The 21,637-nt window shown below is 48.6% G+C and carries 21 protein-coding genes; 7 read left to right on the top strand and 14 right to left on the bottom strand.

All coding sequences use genetic code 11. The features are described from left to right. Window positions 1-108: 108 nt before the first annotated feature. Window positions 109-1,002 carry a PEP-CTERM sorting domain-containing protein gene (locus KS4_RS13790; protein WP_145079261.1) on the bottom strand — a complete coding sequence of 298 codons (894 nt, stop codon included), beginning with the start codon at window positions 1,000-1,002 and terminating at the stop codon, window positions 109-111. A 984-nt stretch (window positions 1,003-1,986) separates the two neighbouring features. Here KS4_RS13790 and KS4_RS13785 point away from each other — a divergent pair. The 3 genes from KS4_RS13785 (at window position 1,987) to eno (ending at window position 6,431) form a co-directional block, all read left to right on the top strand. Beyond that, window positions 1,987-3,657, top strand: coding sequence for a peptidoglycan-binding domain-containing protein (locus KS4_RS13785; protein ID WP_145079259.1), 1,671 nt, complete (start codon window positions 1,987-1,989; stop codon window positions 3,655-3,657). 389 nt (window positions 3,658-4,046) lie between these two features. After that, the gene (locus KS4_RS13780; protein WP_145079257.1) at window positions 4,047-4,943 is read left to right on the top strand and encodes a nucleotidyltransferase domain-containing protein; all 897 of its coding nucleotides are present in this window, start codon (window positions 4,047-4,049) and stop codon (window positions 4,941-4,943) included. Window positions 4,944-5,114: 171 nt separating this feature from the next. Beyond that, the gene (gene eno, locus KS4_RS13775) at window positions 5,115-6,431 is read left to right on the top strand and encodes a phosphopyruvate hydratase (RefSeq protein WP_315851382.1); all 1,317 of its coding nucleotides are present in this window, start codon (window positions 5,115-5,117) and stop codon (window positions 6,429-6,431) included. 29 nt (window positions 6,432-6,460) lie between these two features. Here the strand turns inward: eno and KS4_RS13770 are convergent, their stop codons facing one another. The 9 genes from KS4_RS13770 to KS4_RS13730 all read right to left on the bottom strand — a co-directional run bounded on the left by KS4_RS13770 (window position 6,461) and on the right by KS4_RS13730 (window position 13,697). Continuing rightward, on the bottom strand, window positions 6,461-6,820 hold the full coding sequence (locus KS4_RS13770) for a nuclear transport factor 2 family protein (RefSeq protein WP_145079255.1): 360 nt from the start codon (window positions 6,818-6,820) through the stop codon (window positions 6,461-6,463). Between the two features lie 26 nt (window positions 6,821-6,846). Further along, on the bottom strand, window positions 6,847-7,446 hold the full coding sequence (locus tag KS4_RS13765) for a GNAT family N-acetyltransferase (protein WP_145079253.1): 600 nt from the start codon (window positions 7,444-7,446) through the stop codon (window positions 6,847-6,849). A gap of 110 nt (window positions 7,447-7,556) precedes the next feature. Continuing rightward, window positions 7,557-8,618: a Gfo/Idh/MocA family protein gene (locus KS4_RS13760; RefSeq protein ID WP_145079251.1), complete on the bottom strand. Its 1,062-nt coding sequence runs from the start codon at window positions 8,616-8,618 to the stop codon at window positions 7,557-7,559. A gap of 140 nt (window positions 8,619-8,758) precedes the next feature. Continuing rightward, the gene (locus KS4_RS13755) at window positions 8,759-9,784 is read right to left on the bottom strand and encodes a D-alanine--D-alanine ligase family protein (protein ID WP_145079249.1); all 1,026 of its coding nucleotides are present in this window, start codon (window positions 9,782-9,784) and stop codon (window positions 8,759-8,761) included. Between the two features lie 225 nt (window positions 9,785-10,009). Continuing rightward, window positions 10,010-11,089, bottom strand: a complete 1,080-nt coding sequence (locus KS4_RS13750) for a putative zinc-binding metallopeptidase (protein WP_145079248.1) — start codon at window positions 11,087-11,089, stop codon at window positions 10,010-10,012. 152 nt (window positions 11,090-11,241) lie between these two features. Continuing rightward, a complete protein-coding gene (locus KS4_RS13745) occupies window positions 11,242-11,610 on the bottom strand; it encodes a hypothetical protein (RefSeq protein WP_145079245.1) in 369 nt (122 codons plus the stop codon). A gap of 68 nt (window positions 11,611-11,678) precedes the next feature. Continuing rightward, window positions 11,679-12,392: a transglutaminase-like domain-containing protein gene (locus tag KS4_RS13740; RefSeq protein WP_145079242.1), complete on the bottom strand. Its 714-nt coding sequence runs from the start codon at window positions 12,390-12,392 to the stop codon at window positions 11,679-11,681. 187 nt (window positions 12,393-12,579) lie between these two features. Continuing rightward, a complete protein-coding gene (locus KS4_RS13735; RefSeq protein WP_145079239.1) occupies window positions 12,580-12,963 on the bottom strand; it encodes a hypothetical protein in 384 nt (127 codons plus the stop codon). A gap of 221 nt (window positions 12,964-13,184) precedes the next feature. Beyond that, on the bottom strand, window positions 13,185-13,697 hold the full coding sequence (locus KS4_RS13730; protein WP_145079236.1) for a gamma-glutamylcyclotransferase family protein: 513 nt from the start codon (window positions 13,695-13,697) through the stop codon (window positions 13,185-13,187). Between the two features lie 254 nt (window positions 13,698-13,951). On the opposite strand from KS4_RS13730, the gene KS4_RS13725 reads away from it, so the two are divergent. Both KS4_RS13725 and KS4_RS13720 read left to right on the top strand, forming a co-directional pair. Beyond that, on the top strand, window positions 13,952-14,761 hold the full coding sequence (locus KS4_RS13725) for an FKBP-type peptidyl-prolyl cis-trans isomerase (RefSeq protein ID WP_200761270.1): 810 nt from the start codon (window positions 13,952-13,954) through the stop codon (window positions 14,759-14,761). A 298-nt stretch (window positions 14,762-15,059) separates the two neighbouring features. Beyond that, window positions 15,060-15,980: a UDP-2,3-diacylglucosamine diphosphatase gene (locus KS4_RS13720; protein ID WP_145079233.1), complete on the top strand. Its 921-nt coding sequence runs from the start codon at window positions 15,060-15,062 to the stop codon at window positions 15,978-15,980. Window positions 15,981-16,079: 99 nt separating this feature from the next. On the opposite strand, the gene KS4_RS13715 is transcribed toward KS4_RS13720, so the two are convergent. From KS4_RS13715 to msrB, 4 genes are all read right to left on the bottom strand, one after another. Next, window positions 16,080-17,066 carry a hypothetical protein gene (locus KS4_RS13715; RefSeq protein WP_145079231.1) on the bottom strand — a complete coding sequence of 329 codons (987 nt, stop codon included), beginning with the start codon at window positions 17,064-17,066 and terminating at the stop codon, window positions 16,080-16,082. Window positions 17,067-17,274: 208 nt separating this feature from the next. Continuing rightward, complete coding sequence (locus KS4_RS13710; protein WP_145079228.1) at window positions 17,275-18,531, bottom strand: WG repeat-containing protein; 1,257 nt, start codon at window positions 18,529-18,531, stop codon at window positions 17,275-17,277. A 640-nt stretch (window positions 18,532-19,171) separates the two neighbouring features. Then, entirely contained in the window at window positions 19,172-19,636 is a 465-nt protein-coding gene (locus KS4_RS13705) for a hypothetical protein (RefSeq protein ID WP_145079224.1), read from the bottom strand. A 305-nt stretch (window positions 19,637-19,941) separates the two neighbouring features. Further along, complete coding sequence (gene msrB / locus KS4_RS13700; RefSeq protein WP_145079221.1) at window positions 19,942-20,343, bottom strand: peptide-methionine (R)-S-oxide reductase MsrB; 402 nt, start codon at window positions 20,341-20,343, stop codon at window positions 19,942-19,944. 165 nt (window positions 20,344-20,508) lie between these two features. On the opposite strand from msrB, the gene KS4_RS17695 reads away from it, so the two are divergent. Continuing rightward, complete coding sequence (locus KS4_RS17695; protein WP_200761269.1) at window positions 20,509-21,042, top strand: hypothetical protein; 534 nt, start codon at window positions 20,509-20,511, stop codon at window positions 21,040-21,042. Window positions 21,043-21,135: 93 nt separating this feature from the next. Continuing rightward, window positions 21,136-21,573 carry a GatB/YqeY domain-containing protein gene (locus KS4_RS13690; RefSeq protein ID WP_145079218.1) on the top strand — a complete coding sequence of 146 codons (438 nt, stop codon included), beginning with the start codon at window positions 21,136-21,138 and terminating at the stop codon, window positions 21,571-21,573. Window positions 21,574-21,637 lie beyond the last annotated feature (64 nt).

The raw sequence follows: 21,637 nt of genomic DNA, 5'->3' as shown, positions 1-21,637 counted from the left end.
CCGCCGAACGCATGTACGCTCGACGGCCATTGGGTTGAGTGGTCTATTTTTAAGCCGCATACACAAGATGATTGTGTTTTGTGATAATCATGCAGCAATTCTCAGTCATTACTTACGACGACGAAGCATCGCCAACCCGCCTAAGCCAAACAATGCCAATGAAGCAGGCTCAGGAATGTCAGTAATCTTTAAGTTATCCAAAATGGCCCATGTATTGACAGGATCACTATTGACCGAACTATAACGGTCTGAATAGCCAATGTACGCATAGCCATCAGTTACAGCCGACGTAATGTCAAACAGCATTTCACCGTTTGCGTATAGCTTCACATTGTCACTGTCACCGTCAACAACTAATTCCCAGTGAGTCCATGCGTTGATAGGTGTACCCACAATATCGTTGCTTGGGAACGCCGCCGTCGCCTCAGCCGACTCATTGTTTATTTCCGCTTCCACGGTGCCGTCTACAGCAATTCGATAATCCCATGTATTAAAATCACCACCGGTCAGGTTAACACCCCAGGTACCTTGGAATGATGCATTTGCATAACCGTTGTATGTATCCGCATCACGGCCAACACCATAGGTTGACCATTCAGTCGAGCCAGTGGCTGCCAGGGGTACACCCATGTTTTGCCATGTGTCCCATTTCATAATGTAATTGCCATTGAACGATTTCAAAGCTGCAGCATCTGATGCCAATCCTTCAAGTGCATAAAACTGGACGCCGGAATTCACGCCCTCATCATAATTGCTACGGATGAGCACACCGTTCGTTCCCATACCTGTTTGAGCTGAGCCGATCGAGAACGCAGTGCCGTCTACGCTAAAGTTTGAATAGTCGACATAATCGATCGAATTTTGGCCCAAATTCGTTGCGTTGACTTTTGCTGCGGCCTCAGAATCAAATGATTCCTCAAACAGTACCGCCGCATCAACGCTAGCTGCAAATCCCAAACCCGCCGCTATACCGGCGCATAATCCTAGTGTTTTCGTCTTCATACTTTTCGTTCCTCTCTTGGATCAAAATTAAATGTGTCTCCGCTATCTCCCAGGCATGCACCGTCTATGTAGGAGTGCGCTGCATGCCATACAATTATTCTGCCCTCAAATTTATCCATATCGCAATGAGCGAATATAAAACTAATAAATAAATGCCTCATGTACGTCTGTATTTGTTATATATCAAATTAAAATACACTTTGAATGTACTGATATATCAATCAATCTCAGCTATGAAGAAATTAGCCAAGTCAATCTTGTGTAACCTGAATGTCACACAAAACAAAGCAATAAACCTTGATATTGATCAAGTGATTGATTGTGAAAACAATGCGCAGAGGGTTAAAAAGATGATTCACACAAAACAGCTTACAAGTTCGTAAAAATGAAATGATACAACACAGACGAACTCGATTAACAAGCGCGGTAAGTTTAACCCGAGTTATAGATCGCGCCAATAAAAATTATGCATTTAATGCGAATAATACGGGTAAATACGAGCGTTTCATTGATTCATTACAGAAAAAACTTAACAATATATCGCAATAATCATCAACATGTATCCGTATTGTTTTGAGGACTTTTTTGTATTTATTTTCAATCGCTTGATGTGTTTTCTTTTCGATTGCATGGTGAGCACGAAGTTGCATAAGCCTGTGTGTTTTAGAAGGACATCGAATCAGTCTGATATGGTAAATTAGGGGGGCATGGGGGGTGGGGAAGGCGAGAATGGGTGGCCTATGTTGCAGGATGGTTTTATAGAACAATCGCGCGAAATTTTCTTGTGGTTAAGCGATCAGGAGATATATTTAGTTGTGGATGGGTTGAGAGAGCATCCGCAATCTCATCGTATATGTGTGGCTTCGTAGAAAAGATCAGCGCCTCCTCCCCCCCCCGGAAACGACAGGAGGCACTGATGCGCGATCGTTTTGTTTGCGCGACATCAGAGAATTGACCATGACTACCGGATAAGGATCAAGAACGATGAGTTTGAATAAACCTTTAGGTATTGCAGCGTTATGTGCGGTTTTGGGAGCTTCAACTGCAGCAACAGCAAATGTTTACGATACAGATGCCGATTTTTATGGCCGCACGGGTGATGTCATAGCCATTGATCTGGCCGCAGCTTTCGGTAGCGGCAGCAACTTCACCGGCCTCACTTTCAATAATGCGCCAGGTTTCGATGTACCCAGCACCACCAACTGGACTGGCGCTAGCTTCACTAACACCGGCAAGTTTTTCATCGTTCCGGATGCCGTCGGCACCACCAGCAACGACCTCAATCTCAATGCAAAAGGTTTTCAAGGCACGCTCACCGGCAATGTGCTCGTAGACGGTGTGCAGAAATCGTTCGAAGTGACGGTACGTGAAGGATATACGGGTGCGGGGCGCGGCGCGGTCGTTGATGCGGATGACAAAGTCTCCGTCGCCGGTCAGCAGCATCGTCTCAACTATTTCGGTTACCCACGTCAGGGCGGCGATTCACTTGTTGTTGACGGCGATTATGGCCCATCCTCCACTTCAGCGGTCAAACTATTCCAAGCCTCATTTAGCAACAGCAAGCCAGCCAACATGGACGGCGTTGTCGGCCCCAACACCACCGCATGGCTCAACGCAGCCAACGCACCGTCTTGGGTTGAACTCATTGATCCAGATCCGCAAACCGGCTATTTCAGTATCAATAACGGCAACGGCAACTTCGATATTCTTCCCGGCCGCGATCCCGGAACAGGGGCTCGCTCTGGTGCAACCCCGCAGCCAGAGCGATGGGCAACAAGCTGGACGGTCGACACGATTGTGGCGGCGTCGGCAGCGGCATCAGGCACGCAAACCTACAACGCGCTTTCAACGGATGACGGTTACGGTTCATCGGCGTGGCATCAAACCCATCAAGGGGGCATGGATGTTGATCTGAATATTCCTGGTAGTGCGATGAACTGGGGTAACGGCACGCTCAGCAGTAGTGAGAAATGGGTTGTTGATACGATGGAAGCCTTCGTAGTTAATGCGGCGACTGGTGTTGAAGCATACAAGATGATTATCAGTAATACGGATATCCGTGATGCGTTTAATGACCGTATGGATGTGCTTGGTTTGAATGCCTACGCGGTCGGCGATTCGTCGGGTGTTCATATCAACCACGTACACATCGATTTACGTTCGACAGGTCGGGTTGCGATGACCGCGGATGCGGCAGGCGATTTTAATATCGATGGTGATGTGAATGCGTCTGATATTGATCTGCTGTACAAGAACATTGGCGGGGACGCGGAAATCTTTAATCTGGCTGCAACCAGCACGCTGGTGACACAGAAGGATGTTGATTTTCTGGTGCGAGATATTTTAAGCACGGAATATGGTGATGCGGATCTGGATGGTGATGTGGATTATCTTGATTTCACAGCACTTATGAATAACTTCACAGGTGAGCTTGCTTACCATGAGGGTATGAAGGGTTGGGCGATGGGTGATTGGGATGGCGATTGGGATGTGGATGCGGATGACCTTTTGATGTTTAGTCAGTATCAGGATGTGACGTTTGATGCGGCGCAGCAGAGTGTTTATGACAGCTTTGTGGCGACGGTTATTCCAGAACCATTGAGCGGAAGTCTTATGTTGTTGGGTGGTTTGGCCTTGCTGAGACGGCGTAAATAAGCGCGTTTGGGCGCACGAATGCGTCTCTTTGCGCACAAAGACAAATTCCAAAAGCTGCGAAAAAATAAGACTTTTTCGCAGCTTTTATAATATTCTCTGTCTGCATCAAAGAGTTATGAATTTTGGTTATAGAAAAAGCGGTGATGTGCTATTTGGGCTGGAAAATAATTATGCTCAAGAATCGAAAACTTTGATCAGTTGTGGGCAAACTTTGGTGAGAAATGGTCATAAAATGTCAAAGAATCGGGTGTAAAAAACTGGTGGTTGAGTCTTCTATAACTTAGTATCTCAATGATACATTGTGTCCTGCGCCCGTGTTGATATTGTTGTTGCATACATGCAGCGTATGATTAGACGTGGCGGGTTTGAGGGATAGAAAGCTACGGGCGATGAGCGGTATTGATTTTGATGTGATGCGGGATGAGCTTTGCGATGTGTTTGATACGAAGATGTGGGCAAAGGTGGAATCGCGGGTTCAGTATGAGCATCATCGGCTTGCATTGGCGGCGGGCGTGAGACGGGTGTTGGCGATTGCGGAGGGTGTTGGCGAGCAGGTTGTGGCGGTTTATTTGGGAGGGTCGATTGCAAAGGGTCGCGAGCGCGTAGACTCGGATGTTGACCTGATGGTGGTGTTGGATGAGGCGAGCTGGGAGCGGAGGCGCGTGGCGCGAGATGTTTCATTTATTTGGTTTGATATCTTGCCGGGCTGGGAGAATTATGCGGAGGGGCGGTATGTGCCAGTGGGGTATGTAGAGCGGGTCATGGCGGAGGGGAGTGAGCCAGCGATGAATGGGGTGGACGGGGTGATGTGTGTTTGGGGTCAGGATGTTTTGGGTGAGGTGACAGGTGTCTATGCGAGAGATAGGCATGAAGAAAAGATGGCGTCTTTCTGGGCGCAGTTGCAGGGGAATCGGTATTGTTTTTGGGAAGAAGGTAAGCGGATGGGGGAAGTGTATTTGAAGAGTAAGGCGGCGATGGAAGTGGTGCTGTTTGGGATGCGTGTGATATTGGTTGAGAATGATATTGTATTTGAATGTCATAAGCAGTTGATGACGCAGGTGAGGGGGGCAGTTAAGAAGCCTGTAGGTATTGAGGATAAAGCGGGGCGGTTGCTGCGCGAAATGAGTGATGAGGCGATGGATGATTTTTATCATTCATTGTTGACGTGGTGGGAAGGATTGGGCGGTGGGCGACGGGCGCTTGAGGCGGATGAGATGGTGTCGCTGTATCAGCTGGATTGTGAGATGAGCTGGTACACCGGCCGACATGCGGTGACGGATTGGTAATGATGGGGATATGTGTGTGTGGAGGGGGGGGTGATAATATGTATTTGGACATGAATGAGTGATTGGGCCGCGATTGCTGCGCGGATATTGGTGAATAGGTCGATAGCATTCAGACTGGTTGAGGGGCAAGATTGCGGCGAGTGATATGGGTTTGTAGGAAAGGTTGTGGTTATGGGTCAGCGTGATGAGATGCAGATTACCGGAATTGATGCGCTTGAAGTGCTGGATTCAAGAGGAAATCCAACGGTGAGAGTGTTCTTGCAAGCTGGGCACGGTGGAGCAGGGGGGGGAGCGAGGCATGGTGTGCGCGTGAGCGCGACCGTGCCTTCAGGCGCGTCGACGGGTGAGTATGAGGCGGTGGAACTGAGGGATGGTGACCGTAAACGGTATGGCGGCAGAGGGGTGCAGGAAGCGGTGAGTCATGTGCGGGGTGAGCTTCGAAACGCGCTGGTAGGGGTGGACGTGCGGGATCAGAGGCGGATTGACCGGATGATGATTGAATTGGATGGAACGGCGAACAAAGAGCGGCTTGGAGCGAATGCGATATTGGGCGTATCAATGGCGGTCGCGAAGGCGGGAGCGGTGATGTCTAACTTGCCGCTGTATGCTTATCTGGGAGGTGTGGGGGCGACGCGTATGCCAGTGCCTTGTATGAATATATTGAATGGCGGGGTGCATGCGGATAACAGTGTGGATTTTCAGGAGTTCATGATCGTGCCGGTGGGTGCTGCGTGTTACTCGGAAGGACTGCGGTGGAACGTTGAGGTTTTCCATGTTTTAAAGAGTATTTTGAAAGAGCGTGGGCTTGCGACGAGTGTTGGGGATGAGGGCGGGTTTGCGCCGAACTTGAAGAGTAACGAGGAGGCGTTGGAGTTGATTGTGGAGGCGATCGAGAAGGCGGGTTATAAGGCGGGAGAACAGATTGCGTTGGCAGTGGATTCGGCGGCGACTTCGTTTGCGATGCCGCAAGAGGAGGGGCAGTATGTGATGAAGTGGTCGGGGGGCGGAGTGAAGGATCGTGAGGGGATGATGTCGGTGTATGAACGGCTTTTAGATGAGTTTCCGATCGTGCTTTGGGAAGATCCGTTTGGTGAACATGACTGGGAAGGTTTCAGGTTGTTTACAGAGCGTTTCGGCGATCGGATCGAAGTCGTGGGGGATGATAACTTTGTGACGAATGTGCAGTTTATAGAGCGAGGGATTGCGGAGAAAACGGCGAATGCTGCGCTGATTAAATTAAATCAGATCGGGACGGTGACGGAAACGATTGCGGCGGTGAAGAAGTGTCGGCAGGCGGGGTGGCGGTACTTCTTGTCTCACCGATCGGGAGAGACGGAAGATACGTTTTTGGCGGACTTTACGGTGGCGATGGATGGTGGGCATTTGAAGAGCGGATCGGCGTGCCGCAGTGAGCGGATTGCGAAGTATAACCGGCTGCTTGAGATTGAACGGCAGCTTGGAAAGGATGGGTCGTATTATTGGGGGTAGGGGTTAGGTCGTTTTGCTCTAATCGAAGGTTAGTTGGTGGGTAATGGGAGGTTGTTGAGTCTGAGGAATGAGAGCTTATCCCAGTAGCCGCGTTGGGTGATGATTTTATCGTTTTGGATATGGAAGAAGCCGCAGCCGCGAAGGCCAGAGGGGTCTTTCCATTCGAGGATGGCCCATTCGCCGTCTTCGAAGAGGTTTTCGACGATGCACGTCATGTTGGCGAGTGCGAATTCTTTGATAAAGAAGTGTTTGATGGCTTGCTTGCCATGAAGAGGCGGCTCGGGTGCTTGGTGATTGATGGCGTTGTCTGCGTAGAAGCTGGCTAAGCGTTCTGGGTCAGCTTGATTGAAGGCTTGGATCCATTGTTGGACGAGTTGCTTGGGCTTCATGTTTGATTGTATGCGTTGTGTTGGGGTCAGTATTGTCGAATTTTGCGGTACATCTGGACATGCGGGCCGACGTTGGGGATGTCGAAGGGAGGAGTGACGGTGATCCAGCCATGGTTTTGGTAGAAGGATGCGGCGTGGGTGCGTGCATTGCACCAGAGGTCGGTGGTTTGCATGGGGATGGATTGATGGGTTTCGATGTAGTTGAGCAGGAGTGAGCCGATACCTTTTTTGTGGTGATCGGGGTGGACGGCCATGCCTCGGAGTTGTCGGGCGCGCATGCCGATGGTTGAGAGGAGTTCGGGGTGGAATTCCTGGAAGTCTTTGGTGGTGGGTATATCGGGGTTGATGATGAAGGGTTTGTCGAGGAGTGTGGCGCAAGCGACGAGGTTGCCTTCGGTGTCGTAAGCGGCGAAGTGGGAGGTTGAGGGATCATCGTCGCCAAGGAAGTCGGCGGATTCGAGGGGACGGTTGGGGCGTAGGACGTGGTGTCGGAGCGGGAGGATTTCTTTTGCGGAGACGAGGTTGATTTGGATGTTTGGTCCTGAGCGGAAGTAGAAGCCGTCGATGTTGTAGGCAGGTGTACTCATGGGCGGATGGATGAAGTCGGTGTGTACTTGGAAGAACAAACGACTTGTATTTTACGGGGGAAAGTGTGGGAATGTCAGGTGAAGGGGCGAGTGAATGTGAGAAAATTTTGGACGAATTTCGTACGGGTTTGTGCACATAAACAAGAAAATTAGAAGGGGAGGTTTATTTGAGAACGAATTTCGTCAAGGATGCGGGCAGTTCGGAGTGAGAATTCGGGGGTGATGAAGGGGGGAGCATCGTTGAGGATGGTATCGGCGAAAGCGTCGGCTTCAAGTGCGTAGAGGGGCTTGTCGTTGGGTGTGTTGATGTTGAAAGATTGCTTTTGGTTTGGAGAGCTGCCGGTGGGTTTGGCGAGTTTGTCTTGTTTAGAAGGGATGTTGTGGTCGATGTGGAAGGTTGCGTTTTGGACGGGAGGTTTCCAGGGGACTGGGATTTGGATGTAGCCATTGTCGCCTGAGATGTAGGTGGTGTTGTCCATTTGTGCGGTCATGCCGGAGACGAAGGAGACGATGAGGTTGTTTGGGAATCGGAGTGTGACGGCGGCATAGTCGTCGATGCCTGATTCGTGGAGGTGGGCGATGGCATGGATTTGTGAGGGGTATGAGCCGGGGGAGGTGGTAGCGTCGGCGACGAGGAGTGCAAGTGTGACGCAGTAGCAGCCGATGTCCATGATGGAGCCGCCTGCGAGTGCGGTTGAGAAACGTGAGTTGTTTTCGGGGTAGGCAACGGAAAAGGAAAACGAAGTGCGGAGTAGTTTGGGTGTGCCGATGTCACCGTTTTTGATGGATTGGATGTAGGTTTTAGTGAGTGGATGGGTGAGGTACATGAAGGCTTCAGCGAGGTGGCGGTCATTTTGCTCAGCGGCTTGGAACATTTCGGTAGCTTGTTGCGTGGTGACGGCAAGAGGTTTTTCGCAGAGGACATGCTTGCCAGCATTGAGGGCGCGGATAGTCCATTCGTGGTGATAGTTGTTGGGGAGGGCTACGTAGATGGCGTCGATATTCGGGTCGTTGATGAGATCGTCGTAAGAGTTGTGAGGTTTGGGGATGTTGTAGGTATTTGCAAAGGTGAGGGCATTGCGGGGGTCACGTGAGGCGACGGCATGGATGGTGGAAAGGGAGGCGCCTTCCTGTACGCCGTGGGCGAATTGGCGGGCGATGTTGCCGGTGGAGAGGATGCCATATCGGAGTTTGTGTGGGTGATCTGCCATGTGATAAGTGTTACGGGGAATTGGAGGCTGGTCAAGTGGTAATGCTATAAAATGAAGTGAAGGTAAAGGTTAGGGTATAGCCTTTTAGTGATCTATCATGAGGCTATTCGATGATTAGGTGTGAAGATGGGTAAGGGAGATTAGGCTTGACCCTTGAGCCTGTAGCGTAAGCCGAGGTTGATGATGCGTGTAAGGAGTTTTTCGTAGGAGATGTTTGCGGCTTCTGCGGACTCGGCGAAGTCCTCCCCATAGGCGAGCTCGGGGTTGGGGTTTGCTTCGAGAAGATAGATTTTGCCTTCTGGCGTAAGGCGGAGGTCCATGCGTGCGTAGCCTGAGAGCATGAGGGCTTTATAGGCTCGCTTGCAGAAGCGGGGGATTTCGGTGAGCAGATTTTCGGGAAGTTCCTTGGCGAGTGAGGAGTCGATGCCGACCTGTTTGCGGTATTTGAGATCCCATTTAATGCGGCCGGTGGCGATACGTGGTGCATCTTCGCGGAGCTTTTTAAATTCTAACTCCCAGATAGGGTAGGTTTCTAGGCGATCATTGCCAGAGACGGCGACGTAGAGTTCGCGGCCTTCGATGTATTGTTCGGCGATGGCATCGGTGGTGAGTGTGCGGTGGATGAAGTCGACGCGTTCGGCGAGTGCTTCGTCGTTGTAGACAATGGATGCTTGGGAGATACCGACGGAGCCTTCTTCGGTGAGTGATTTGACGATGAGTGGGAATTGGAGCTTGGAAGGGCGGCGTACTTTTTTGTAGATGGGGAAGACGTGGAATTGAGGGACGCGGATGCGGTGATAGCGGCAGATCATTTTGGAGAGCGCTTTGTTATGGGCGAGCATGAGTCCGCGTGGGTTGCAGCCGGTGTATGGGGTTTTGAGGAGTTCGAGGAATGAGACGACGTGTGCGTCGTAGACGCCGATGCCGTGAAATTCTTCGAGAAGGTTAAAGACGATGTGGGGGTTGAATTCATCGACAGCGTCTTTGATGCGTTCGAGGTTGGAGGTGACGCCGAGGGGTTGGATGTCGTGGCCCATCTCGCGGAGTGTGGCGGTGACATCGAATTCGGTTTTATAGGGGAGTACTTCCTCATCGGTAAGCCCCTCAATGGAGTCGGGGGGGATGAGGTCGGAATGCATGAGGATGATAATACGTTTCTTATTCATAACAATATGTGCATAGCGGACTTGGCTACGACAGATGTACTATTTTAGCTTAAATATCGGTAAAAGGGGAGAGGGTTATAAGTTGAGGTTTGATGGGGGTTTGCTGTGACTAGAGGCGTGTGTTGAGTTGTTTAGAAGTACTGACGATGAGGTCAAATCATCGGTTAGATATGGGCTAATCAGTAGATAGGTTGTGATGCGGTTGTTTATCGGTCTAATTGAAAGTTAGAGTGGGAGGCGGAAATGGCCGGAGTGGATGTAGTTCATGGTCTGGACGGTGAGCATGATGTAGGCTTGGGGAAGGGTGAGGTGATCGGTGTGCTTGCAGCGAAGACGGAGTTCTTTGCAACGGTCGATCATGTCACGGAGGACCTGGTCAATGGTGTAGGGGTGGGCGGCGGTCCAGTGGGCGACAGTGCTGCGGAGTTCGGGTGCGTAATCACGGAGGAAGGCAGCGGCAGTTTTGCGTCGCGTGTATTTGGCCTCGTTTGAAAAGAGTTTGGTGAGATCGGTGTCGAAGAAGGATGGGAATTCGTCGGCGAGAGTGAGTTTGCGTGTGCGGTAGTATTCGCGGAGGGTTTGTTGGTTGTGTGTGATGGGTTCAATGAATTGCTTAGAACGGATTTTAGTAGGGGAGCCGGCGACTTCGGTCATGAGGGTGTCGATGTAATCGAGCTTGCGGAGGGCAGGCCAATTTTTGTAGTGGTTTCGCCAGTTGGATTTTGGGGTCATCCAGACGGCGAAGGTTTCAGCGAAATCTTCGGCGGGATGGGCTTGCGCATACCAATAGTCGAGGTGGTGGACGAATTTTTGAGAGTTGGGTTTGGGTTTATAGGTTTCGGGGTAGGGGGTGGCGTATGAGCCGAAGAGGTCGCGGTAGGCTTTGCGATAGTGTAGGCGGTAGGCGGTGTTAATGGCGTGGCCGGCTTCGTGACGGAGGATTTTGAGGCATTCGGATTCGGAATTACCTTCGGCTTGAAGCATTTGCTTCTTTTCGAGTTTTGCGAGCCTGGGATGTGCGAGATAGAAGGGGATGGCGATGCCGGGGACACCGTCGGGGGAGAACCATTCGGTTGAGAGCCAGCAGTGGGGTTTGAAGTTGGTGAAGCCTTTGCGATCGAGCTCGTTGTACAGACGATCAATGCGGTGGCGTAAAGGTGCGGCGGCGGGTGAATTAAGTGTGATTTTGAGGTCACAGAAGCGGAGGTCAAGAAGATCGGAATCGGTATAACGGGCCCAGCAGGGTGCAGGGGACGTTGGAGAGGTGTGTGTGATGCAGCGAGATTTTCGGCCGTTGGTTGCCATGTCTAACCAGTGAATAGTTGTGTGGTTGAAGTTGTATTGTGGAGGTTCAGTTTAGGGTATCGGCGAGGTGAAAGACAAGCTTAAATATTGCGGCGTGATGTAGAAATGTTTATGCGGTTTTACTGTGTTGAGGTGCGCGATGGATGGGGTCTTTATTGGAGGGCATCGGTGAGGAGCTTGATGGATTTTTGGTCTGTGAGATGGGATTTGCCGAAGCCGGGGAGGGCACCTGCGGTGATGGCTTGTTGTTGTGATTCGGGGAAATTTGAGATGAGTAGAGAGCGGGGCGGGTTGGGTTGCTGGTTGAGCTGAGCAATGAGTTCGATGCCAGTGGGGAGTTTGAATGCTCGCGGGATAACGCGGTTGATAAGTAGGAGTGCGTCTGGGGAGAGATAGGGGGTGAGTTCTTTGGGTGATTGAGCGGCATGTATGGGGAGGTCGGTGTGTTTTTTGATGAAACGTGTGAGGTTGGCGGTGTCGAAGCCGCAGTGTCCGACGAGGATGATCTGTGTGATAGGCATGGGCAGATTGTAATGGATCTGTGTCGGATCGGATATGCGAAAATGGGATGTATGAAGGGGAGAAGGGATCAGTGTGCGTCAACGAGGTTGAGCATTTCGTGCATTGCGTTGAAATCTTCGGTACGGCCGCGTTGATCGAAAGATTTGATGAGGTTTAGGATGATCCGGCGTAGCCATTGGTGATGGGTGACGGGCTGGAAGATATCGGAAGGGTCGAAGAGTTGGCCGGTCATTTTGTGGGCGCGTCGTGTGACTTCGTTACCGGTCATCATGCGGCCAGAGAAGAATGGGTCGATGAGCTGGACGGAAGGGGGGGCGTTCTCCATTTCGGAGACAGTGACTTGGACGATGAAGTGTCCGGGGACGCCGATGCCATCGACTTGTAGACCGAGTTGTTCGAGGATGTATTTGTAGACGATGGAGAGGGTGTTGGGGAGGCCGCGCCGGGTTTTGATGACGTATGGGATATAGGAGTGTTTGGGGTTGTAGTAGTCGTGTCGGCAGCCTTTGAAGCGTTCTTCGGTGAAGAGGACTTCGTGGGCATGGGCGATGATGGCACGGTGGTGAGAGGAATTAAGTCGAGCGGCGATTTTATTGGTGAGTTCCATGAGATCGCGTTCGATGGCTGCGATGCGTACCTCTTCTAACTCATGCATAGACACAGCAATTGCGGCACGGAGAAGATTCTGTGTGCAATCGATATTCGCGAGTTGGTCGGCAAGAAACTCGTAGGCTTCGAGCCGACAGTGCATGGGTTGTGGGGTATGGCTTGGAACGCTCATCGGGGCAATTTTCTCCCTCGCCGGAAATATGAGAACGGGAGTATTATTGCACAGTTTGAGGTCGTTGTCAGGTTGAGGGTGTGGTTTGAATTGCAGGTTGTGTGGATGTTGAGTTTATGAGGTTGATTGTGTGAAGATTAAATGGTGTTAGTTGGCTTTAAAGGGGTGAAATGGCGCGTTTTTGCGTTTATTTTTTGAGGACACGGGCTTTGAAGAAAGACGCGAAAGTGATGAGGAAGTAGATGAGCGCGAGGATGGAGATTGCGGCTTTTTCCACGGCGGCAAGTGGGCGTTGGAGGGTTTCGTGGCCGGGTGCTGCGGTGAGGTAGTCGAAGGCGGGGCCGTAATTGGAAAGGAAAGCGAAGAAGAGGATGAGCGATAGCAGTGCGGCAGCGTGCATGGTGTGCATGCGGAGTTTAGGCTTGCTGGCAAGGAAGGCGATGATCGCGAAGAGTATGGCGATGACGAGGGGTGGGATGAGGGCGGTGGGTGTGGCGAAGTTGATGATAGTGTAGAAGGTTAGTCCCAGGGCAAGATAAAGGGCGGCGAATAGGGTTGTGATGATGATCATGGGAATCTCTCGATCGTGTTTGTGGGTTGGGGTTGTGCCTGCCTAACGGTTTGATCGGTGAATGTATTTCAGCGGGATGGCGATGTGGAAAAAAGCTAGAATTATGCGATCGTGTGTTTTGCAGGATGATTCTTTTATTGAGTCATTGGTTGCTGTGGGTACATGACACTTTATGTTGGCTTGTTGGTGATGTCTTTGGGGAAATAACCGAGATAATTAGGCTAATCGCAGGTTTGGATTGTGGAGAGCCAATTGATGTAATCGGCGGGGAGGTTGTGGTGTGTTGCGCCTCGAATGATGGTTTGGAGGTACTCGGTTGATGGTGCGAAGTGCTCGTGAGGAGCGAGTGTTTGAGGGATTGCAAAGTAGGTCCATGCGGAAGTGTATTTATATGGAGTGGGTGCGCTAGGGGTGGGGATCTTTACGTGAATGAGTTGGCGAAGGTAGCGGGGGATGTGTGTGTGCTCGCATTGGTCGAGTTTGAGTAGATCTGAGTCCGAGAGAGCGTAGAGGAAGCCGTGGATGCGGGTAGGTGGTGTGAGCGATAGGAGTTTAAAGGGGAGTGAGGTTAGCGAGATTGAGGCGACACCGCCGCGGGTGACGGGGATTTTTGCGAGGGGGAATGTCAGGTAATAATCGTCGATATATGCAGCGTGAATGGGTTTAGATTGTGGACAGCGTGTTTGAAGCTGAACAGGATCGAGGTTTGAGCCGTATGCAAAGTAAGTGTGCATTGGGGGATTTTAATCAATTTGGTTAGATGGTGAAGGCTAATATGACAGGAAGAAGCAAATGATTTGGATAAAATGGTTGAATGGGTGGTTGGACTAAGGCAATTACGGGGCGAAAGTCGGAGGGTTCGGGTATGATAGGCGGTAAAATGGGGAGGTATAAGTGAGTGAGGGAGATGTTGATGGGTGGTGTTGCTAGGATAATGATCAGCATAGATATTGCTGATGAATGAACAATACTAACTGGAGAAACCAGCATGGACATGAAGAAGTTAGCAGTAAGTGGGTTGCTTGGACTCGTGATGGCGAGCGCTCCACTGCTTGTATGGGCTCAAGACGGTGATGAAGCTGCGAAGCCTGAGGTTAATATGCAGGACTTGGTTGCTGCGATGCCGGCAGAGGTTGATGAAGCGAAGGCAAGCTATGCGATTGGTTTGAATCTTGCGTATCAACTTCAGAGCCAAAAGGATCAGCTTGAGCAATTGGGTATGGGGATCAATATTGATGAAGTCCTCAAAGGTGTTCAAGCTGGGTTGAGTGCCGACGAAGAAGATTGGGCGATGACGAAGGACGAGGCTCAGACTGCATTGCAGGCTTACTTCCAGCAGGCGATGCTGAAGCAGATGGCTGAAGCGGAGAAGAAGCAGGCTGAATTAGGGAAAACGGCAGGCGTTGATGCTAGTTCAGATTTCTTGAAGAAAAATGCTGAGCGTGAAGGTGTTGTCGTGTTGCCTAGTGGTTTGCAGTATGAAGTAATTGAAGAAGGTGAAGGCGATTCGCCGACTGAAGCAGACACGGTGAAGGTAGATTATGAAGGCAAGCTGGTTGATGGGACTGTGTTTGACAGTTCATTTGCACGTGGTGAGCCGATTGAGTTTCCACTGAATGGCGTCATCAAAGGTTGGACTGAGGGCTTACAATACATGAAGCCGGGTGCGACGTATATGTTGTATATTCCGTCGGATCTTGGTTATGGTGAACGCGGTGCTCCGCCGAACATCCCTGCGAATGCTGCTTTGATATTCAAAGTTCAGTTGCATGATGTGAAAAAAGCTTCGACTGAATAAAAAGCATGATAATGATTAGAATTTTTAAGAGCAGCGATTCATCGCTGCTTTTTTTGTTTGGCTAATGACGTGTTAGATGGATGTGAAAATAATCGGAATCAGGGTTGTGTTTAACATTGTTTTTACAAATAGATAACGTGGGGTTTGCATGGTTAGAAATAGATAAGGCTGGGTGCTAGGGGGTGTTTGGAGGAGTAAACTTATGTGCGTGAGATGAGATTAGGTTGTGAGCGTATGGGGTGTCGGGCGGACTCATGAGCGAACACACAGGAGGCTGACAAAGTGTCGGCAGTCAAAGATGAAGCTGAAATACCGAACGGTTTTTATCTCGGACATTCATTTGGGTAGTAATGGAAGCCAAGCGAAAGAGGCAGCCAAGTTTTTGAAATGTGTTGATTGTGAGAAACTGTATTTGGTGGGTGACATTATCGATATGTGGCGGCTGAAGCAGCGGTGGTATTGGCCTGCTGAGCATAACGAAGTTGTGCGGCGAATCTTGAAGATGATTAAGCGGGGGACAGAAGTGGTATTTGTGCCGGGGAATCATGATGAGGCGGCAAGGCAGTATTATGGTTTGGAGTTTGGTGGTGTGAAGGTTGAGCCGTTTGTGGTGCACGATGGTGGAGATGGAAAGAGATACTTGGTGACACACGGAGATCAGTATGATCTGGTGGTCAAGCACTCAAGATTTTTATCGGTGCTGGGGAGCGTGGCATACGAGTGGTTGATACGAATCAATACTTGGTACAACAAATGTCGTGCATTATTGGGGTATAAATACTGGTCAGTGTCAGCTTACATGAAGTTAAAGGTAAAGCATGCTTGCACTTTTATTAGTCGTTTTGAAGAAAGGTTGATTGCTGAGGCTAGAAGGCAGGAGTTGGATGGTGTGATTTGTGGGCATATTCATCATAGCGATCGGATTGAGGATGAGGATGTGGTTTACCTGAATTGCGGAGATTGGGTGGAGAGTTGTACTGCGATAGTCGAGGATTCGACGGGGCGGATGGAGATTGTTAACGGGCTAGACATAGTCCAGGAATGGGAGATTGAGAAAGAACTGAGACGGAAGGAGAAGCTGGCTCAGTTGGAAATGGCGGGGGAATGTGCTATGGATATGGCGGAAGAGTTAGATGTGGATTGGGAGGAAGATGATGAAGAGGAGGGAGAGATGCTGCTGCCAATGGGAGGGCGGTGGCGATATCTTTTGAAGAAGTAGTTTTGCCATTACTTTTTAGATGTGCGTAAGGTTTAGGTGCTACTAATCACGAGATAGGTTTAGGGGGAATAGAGATGTGAACTGCCTCAGGCTGCCTTATCATTTTGGTATAGCAGACTGAGGCAGGTTTTTTGGTGGTTGATGAGTTTCGTTTGATGAGGGAATTTCAATTGGTAGGTCTTCAAGGCCTATTGAGTGAGCATATGAAAGGATGAGTTCCTCGGGTGTGATATCATTTGTTGATTTAAGAGCTTTATGCCAAGGTTTTTTGTTTTTGATTTGCGTAAGAAGATAAATGAAGTTGTCCTGACTGCGAGACATGAGAGAACGCGTGAGCTCTAATGCGATACCATAGAATTCTGGCTTGAAGCGGTAGTCACTGAAAAAATCAGATGGTAAATAGCCAATTTTTTGTAGATAGTTTTTACTGAGCAGTTTTTTTGTACGGAAAGAAGGTGCATCGCCTAAGATTTGGTTCGCAGCCCATTCAGAGATGCCTTCGTTTAACCATGTTGGGATACGGACGGATGTTTTGTAGCGGTGAATGATGCCATGCATGGTTTCATGTATGAAAAGTTGCTGCATGAAAAGCTGGTCTTTGAGCGAATATAAAGCAAGGCGTACTTCGCCTGTGTAGTGTTGGTGGCAAAGGGCGGCTTCAAATGTGATCTTGTTTTTATAGAAGGTTTTTTCGAACTCTATAAATTGCTGCTTTTTATTGAACAGATAGATTGATGCTTTGCCAGCCCAAATGTTGTAGTTATGAGGTAATTTAAGTAAGCGAATCAGCTTTTTATACATTGAATCAAGTTGATTACGCCAATGCGTGGCATTGTTTTTCGGTAGATCGGTGTAGAGGAGAAAGTAATCTGTCTCGTATAGTGTGAGGTTGATGTTAAGTTGTTCATTTACTTGTTTAGCATATCGTTTTTCTGCTTTGATGCATGATTGCATGTTATTTGAGTTGGTAGGCATCCATGAGTAAGTTTCTTGCGCAGTTTGATCACTTGCTGTGGTGCCAGTAGCGGGCAAAAGTATACACATCACGACGATGCATAGAGTTGTGATTGTTTTATGCGTTTTCATGTATTTGATGCCAAGAACAGGAGAGGTTGTGATTATAAAATGAGATATGCTAAACCCCTATGGAAAAAGGGTTTTTGCGAAAAATGCCATGAATGGGATGCGACAAATTATGCTGACGCGGCAGTTATACAGAATTGAATTCAGATAAATAACACCCACATTTATGATGTGGGTGTCCGTGTTTTAGGTTGATGATGGCGGTATGCGGTTATCGTCTTCGATTTCTGCGAGAACGTGAACGGCTTTTTGAATTGTCTCGTTCTTTAGGCAATTTGTCTTGGTAGATGTGGTCTTGCTTGTAAGGAATACTGGCTTGGCTACGTTTAGTCGGTGCCTTCATTCGCTTTTTGTTGTCGTTGAGATTGTAGATACCGTCATGAGGTGATCGTGGATCCCAAATGATGCTGCCTTCGATATCGATGTAACCGAAATTGGGGAATTGTGAAATGCGTGCGGTGTCAAAGTAATAGGGCAGGGCATCAGCAAACTGTGGTGGGATGATATTTTCACCTTCACGGTTGATGAAGCCGTATTTGTTATTGACCTTAATCATGGCAAGAACTTCTTGGAAGTCATAAGCTTCGTCGTATTGTGGCTCGATGACTGTCTTGCCTTCTTTGTTGATGTAACCCCATTTACCGTTTTTCCTGACGGCTGCAAAGTCGCTGAAATATGGGCGAACTTGCTCGAATTGAGGTTCTGTGACTAACTCGTATTTACGGTTAATGAAACCCCATAAGCCATTTTTTTCAATGGCAGCCAAGCCATCTGAGAAGCTCGAAAGCGTATCGAATTGATTGTTCTTGACTGTGTAAACGAATTCACCTTTGCGATCGATGTAGCCAAGTGTTTTGCTAGATCTCGTTGATGTGCGTGCAACCGCAACGTTTTCTGAGAATGAATGCGCGAGGTCAAATTTAGCAGGGATCATTACTTTGCCGACACGGTTCATGTAACCGATGAGATTGCCTTTTTGGAAAGCGGCTAATCCTTCTCTGTATCTTAATGCACCATCTAGTTCGAGTGGAACTGTTTGGATGCCGATTCTATTGATGAAGCCGTATTTGTTGCCATCGGAGATAATGGCAACGCCCTCTGCAAAATGGTCGGCCCATGCGTAGATGGGTTGAACGAGCCATTCAATTTGGCCACTGCCGGAGTTGTAAGTGATAAATCCCGTTCGGCCACCGACAACGATGCGCATGATGCCTGCGTATTGGACGTCAGCCCAATCGAATTGTGGGAAGATGGTGATTTCACCGCGTTGATTAATATATCCCCATTTATTGTTGATATTAATGGGGTAAAAATGGTCATCCCATTCGGCTTTTTTGAGATACGCTCCATCACCTACGTACTTGCTGCCAAAGATTTGCTGAAAATCATCATTAATCTGAGCGTGCGCGTGTGTACACAACAATGTGGCGAATAACAGGATTAGCGAAATGAATCGTTGCATTTGCATGATGACGCTTGTAATCCAGACTGCTCTCAGGAATGGATCAATGTTGGTGTGATGAAAAATCACCAGCTCAAAGTCAGGAATCGGGATGGCATATGCCGCCTAATGGTCGGTAAAGAAAATGTTTCGCGAAACCTGCTGTCAAAGAAATTGTCAGTGCAAGCGAGAGGTAGACCAAAACCTGACAATACCCGAGCTGAATACTGTGGGCTATTGTAGCAGATTCTGGAAAAGAGTGTTTGCTGTATTTTGGTCTTTTCAGGCTTTAAGTGTTTGCGATTCGGGGCTTTGTGGTAGCGATATGCTGAAATAATGACAGGATATTGGCGGCCGAAAACGTGTGAGAATGACGCGAATAATATATTTGGCCGAATGCAGGCAAGATCGACACCCTCCGGTATTTTGTAGGTGCGACCTTGTATTAGATAGCGTATTGATACGGGTGATGTCGAAATTTTGAGTATGTGGAGGCATTCCACTGAGCAGTTTACACTGAAAATATGGGAAGCCAGTCTTGGAGATGATGAATCTATTAGCTATTAACCGTTACTCGAAAAATGGGAAAAGAATTATTTGGCAGAATATGAAAGATGGAGTTGGTGCGGATGGATATTTGGAGGAATTACGATGTTCTTGCAGGTGGTTATGTGCTGACGTACTGTAGCGGCCGCGCCTTGCGCCGACGTCCAGCGTGACGAGATAGGCCTTGTTTGAGGTGTGTGTGGATGCTGATATTGGTGTTGATTGCTTCATTAATATCAGCACAGTCTTGTGTTGATAGACGTTCGTTGACGTCGTTGTTTTCTAGTTTGTTGAGAATGTCGAGGAGAACTTGAATGGCTTGGATGGTTTGCTGTTTCGCCTCAAGGATAAAGTTGCCAAAGATATTGTGATGATTGACTTCTTCATCTTCTTCGACCCAATGTATCGAAACCGGTAGATTGGAAGTGATGGCGTCAAGCAAAGCGGCACGAACACGTTGATCTTCAATCCGGTGGATGAGCGTGATGTAATCGTTGATGTCTGGGTGAGATTTGTTCTCGAGCCAGCGATATATTGTTGAATTTCCGCGGCCGGTCGCTTCTTCGATCTCTTTAACAGTGATCATTTTTCTATCAAGTAATTGTCTTAAGCACTCTGCTATCATGGTCATCCCCAAGGGTCATCGCAACTAGAAACATGTAGTGCGATGTTATCGATGTGTGTTCATTGATGAGACACGAAGGCGACGAAATGAATAAAGAAATTTGATATGCAGCAGCAAATCCGTCGTCTGTTTTGTTACTACTAGAATGACTTGGAGTTAGGAAAAAGAAAATCGGATATTACACGCAAGGCAATGCGGGCATACCTGATGGAATAATATTTTATAAAAGGTTTGCAGTTGAACGAGGTATGATGTCGCACCTTGTTCTAATCATTGTTTTCGTTGAGATTGAGCGAAGCAGAGTTGATGCAAAATCGTTTTCCTGATGGAGCAGGGCCGTCATTGAAGACATGTCCGAGATGTCCTCCGCATTTCGCGCACATCACTTCGACGCGAACCATGCCATGCGACATGTCTGTTTCAAGCTCGACATTTTCGGGAGATATGGCTTCGAAGAAGCTCGGCCAGCCTGAGCCTGAGTCAAATTTGGTATTTGACTCAAATAGCTCTGTCCCGCATCCCGCACAACAGTAAGTGCCATGTTTCTTACTATTGTTGTAAGTTCCGGTGAAAGCACGCTCTGTGCCCTTTTCACGGAGAACGTGGTATTGCTCAGGTGTAAGTTTTTCTTTCCATTCCTGTTCAGATTTGCTGATCTTGTCTTGCATCTTATTTGCTCATCTCCACTATAATTATGGAACAAGTACAGGGCTTGGACACTTCATCATTGTGGCGACAATTGACATATTCCACAAGTGTTTACCCAAACTTCCTGTTATGTTTATGTTATGTCATTGACGTAATCGTTATAACCATGCTATTGGGTTTTGAAGATGTGTGATCGTAAAAAGAGTGTTGAGCAGCTGGAGCGTTTGGCTGTTGAAGTATTTTTGGAAGACGATGAGTCGAAGCTGGCGATCTTGTGGCAGGATGTGGCTAAGAAATTGAGAGAGATCGATACGGATGTCATGCGTCATCTTCAGATAGTGCGAGATCGTGATATAGATGAGTTCAACGATCTGCTCGAACAGATAAAACTTCCTTCAAAACCGGAACCCATTTCAATGGGTATACCCACAGCATTAACCGAAACGGATCTGCCACCTTTGGCCCCGATTGAGGAAGATGAAGATGAGGGAGAAGACGAAGAAATTGATTGGCTGTCCGATGTAATGCTCAAGCAGGCCATGCGGGCATTTAGGCGGCGGCTCAAGCTAAAGTTAGATGCAGCGACGAGCCGTGAGGCGGAGCAAATGTTTGCCATTCAGCCGCCGGCAACCTACCCGCAAGCTGTTTGGGAGGAGCTGGTTAAGCGAAGGCAATTGCTTCAGGAGGGCAAGGGGTTCTATCGATTACCGAATGATTGAGCGTTGACCGGCAATGATTTCGTCGAAAAAAACGCTACAATATGCTGCTTAATCATAGAATCACCCACACACCAATAATCTCAGGAGTTAATCATGAGCATGATCGCAGTGATCAAACAACGTGTCCGCAAAGCCATGCTGGAACGAAACGAACTCGAAAAAAGTATCCTCAAAGTCGCACTGGGTGATTTGGAAACCGAAGCTAGTCGTTCTGTCGATCCGATGACCAACGAGCGTTGCGAAAAAATCATCCGTAAGATGGTGAAGTCATCTAACGAAACGATTAGTCTTACAAAAGACAAGGCGATGGCAGAGAGATGCAAAGCCGAGATCGTGATTTTAGAAACGCTTCTGCCCAAGACTTTAACCGTTGATGAAATCGTTGCTGAGCTCGAATCCGTGAAGGATAATGTGGTTGCTGCAGGCAATGATGGTCAAGCCATGGGCGTAGCAATGAAGCATCTCAAAGTAGCTGAGCATGCTGTTGAAGGTAAGAATGTGAATGCTGCCATTCGAGCAATCCGAGGCTAACCGAAAAGTTATAGTCAATCATAAAAAAAGCCCACACACTTGTGCGGGCTTTTTTATTTGATCT

Source organism: Poriferisphaera corsica (assembly GCF_007747445.1).
In the GTDB taxonomy this organism is placed as follows: Bacteria; Planctomycetota; Phycisphaerae; order Phycisphaerales; family Phycisphaeraceae; genus Poriferisphaera; species Poriferisphaera corsica.
The sequence above is the reverse complement of the archived record's forward strand: the minus strand, read 5'-3'. Positions and strand labels throughout refer to the sequence as shown.

Excerpts from the sequence above, each read along its gene's own strand:
- KS4_RS13790 (WP_145079261.1), bottom strand. The coding sequence starts at position 1,002 with ATGAAGACGAAAACACTAGGATTATGCGCCGGTATAGCGGCGGGTTTG.
- KS4_RS13785 (WP_145079259.1), top strand. The coding sequence starts at position 1,987 with ATGAGTTTGAATAAACCTTTAGGTATTGCAGCGTTATGTGCGGTTTTG.
- KS4_RS13780 (WP_145079257.1), top strand. The coding sequence starts at position 4,047 with ATGAGCGGTATTGATTTTGATGTGATGCGGGATGAGCTTTGCGATGTG.
- eno (WP_315851382.1), top strand. The coding sequence starts at position 5,115 with ATGGGTCAGCGTGATGAGATGCAGATTACCGGAATTGATGCGCTTGAA.
- KS4_RS13770 (WP_145079255.1), bottom strand. The coding sequence starts at position 6,820 with ATGAAGCCCAAGCAACTCGTCCAACAATGGATCCAAGCCTTCAATCAA.
- KS4_RS13760 (WP_145079251.1), bottom strand. The coding sequence starts at position 8,618 with ATGGCAGATCACCCACACAAACTCCGATATGGCATCCTCTCCACCGGC.
- KS4_RS13755 (WP_145079249.1), bottom strand. The coding sequence starts at position 9,784 with ATGAATAAGAAACGTATTATCATCCTCATGCATTCCGACCTCATCCCC.
- KS4_RS13750 (WP_145079248.1), bottom strand. The coding sequence starts at position 11,089 with ATGGCAACCAACGGCCGAAAATCTCGCTGCATCACACACACCTCTCCA.
- KS4_RS13745 (WP_145079245.1), bottom strand. The coding sequence starts at position 11,610 with ATGCCTATCACACAGATCATCCTCGTCGGACACTGCGGCTTCGACACC.
- KS4_RS13740 (WP_145079242.1), bottom strand. The coding sequence starts at position 12,392 with ATGAGCGTTCCAAGCCATACCCCACAACCCATGCACTGTCGGCTCGAA.
- KS4_RS13735 (WP_145079239.1), bottom strand. The coding sequence starts at position 12,963 with ATGATCATCATCACAACCCTATTCGCCGCCCTTTATCTTGCCCTGGGA.
- KS4_RS13730 (WP_145079236.1), bottom strand. The coding sequence starts at position 13,697 with ATGCACACTTACTTTGCATACGGCTCAAACCTCGATCCTGTTCAGCTT.
- KS4_RS13725 (WP_200761270.1), top strand. The coding sequence starts at position 13,952 with ATGGACATGAAGAAGTTAGCAGTAAGTGGGTTGCTTGGACTCGTGATG.
- KS4_RS13720 (WP_145079233.1), top strand. The coding sequence starts at position 15,060 with ATGAAGCTGAAATACCGAACGGTTTTTATCTCGGACATTCATTTGGGT.
- KS4_RS13715 (WP_145079231.1), bottom strand. The coding sequence starts at position 17,066 with ATGAAAACGCATAAAACAATCACAACTCTATGCATCGTCGTGATGTGT.
- KS4_RS13710 (WP_145079228.1), bottom strand. The coding sequence starts at position 18,531 with ATGCAAATGCAACGATTCATTTCGCTAATCCTGTTATTCGCCACATTG.
- KS4_RS13705 (WP_145079224.1), bottom strand. The coding sequence starts at position 19,636 with ATGATCACTGTTAAAGAGATCGAAGAAGCGACCGGCCGCGGAAATTCA.
- msrB (WP_145079221.1), bottom strand. The coding sequence starts at position 20,343 with ATGCAAGACAAGATCAGCAAATCTGAACAGGAATGGAAAGAAAAACTT.
- KS4_RS17695 (WP_200761269.1), top strand. The coding sequence starts at position 20,509 with ATGTGTGATCGTAAAAAGAGTGTTGAGCAGCTGGAGCGTTTGGCTGTT.
- KS4_RS13690 (WP_145079218.1), top strand. The coding sequence starts at position 21,136 with ATGAGCATGATCGCAGTGATCAAACAACGTGTCCGCAAAGCCATGCTG.